The following is a 528-nucleotide window of genomic DNA, read 5'->3' as shown; positions in this document are numbered from 1 at the left end:
CCCGAGCTGGGTCTGGTAGCCATCGGCCAGCCGCACGATCATCTCGTGGATGCCGGCCGCCTGCGCCGCCGCCACGACCCCGGCGGCGTCGCTCTCGTCGGAGAGCCGCGAGATGTTCTCCGCGACGCTGGCATCGAGCAGGCTGACCTCCTGCGGGAGATAGCCGATGAAGCGGCCGAGCGCCGCCTCCGGCCATTGCGCCAGCTCGGCGCCGTCGAGCCGGACCGAACCGCGCAACACCGGCCAGATCCCGGTCAGGGCCCGCACCAGCGTCGTCTTGCCGCCGCCGCTCGGGCCGATCAGGCCGAGCGCCGTGCCCGCCTTCAGGTCGAAGCCGACCTCGCTGAGCAGGACCTGGCCGGTGACCGGGGCGGCGACCGTGATCTTGTCGACCTTGAGATAGCCCACCGGGGCCGGCAGCTGCATCGGCACCACCGCCTGGCTCAGCGCCACCACCGTCTCGCGCAGGCGCTGGAAGGCGGCGCGCGCCGCGACGAAGGACTTCCAGTTGGCGATGGCGAGATCGAC

At 72.5% G+C, this 528-nt stretch carries 1 protein-coding gene; it reads right to left on the bottom strand.

The features are described 5' to 3' along the window. A partial coding sequence (locus FG93_RS19660) for an ATP-binding cassette domain-containing protein (protein WP_043237356.1) occupies positions 1-528 on the bottom strand: 528 nt, incomplete at both ends.

Origin of the sequence: Allobosea sp. LC85 (assembly GCF_000735605.1) — a bacterium.
Lineage (GTDB): Bacteria > Pseudomonadota > Alphaproteobacteria > Rhizobiales > Beijerinckiaceae > Allobosea.
The sequence above is the reverse complement of the archived record's forward strand: the minus strand, read 5'-3'. Positions and strand labels throughout refer to the sequence as shown.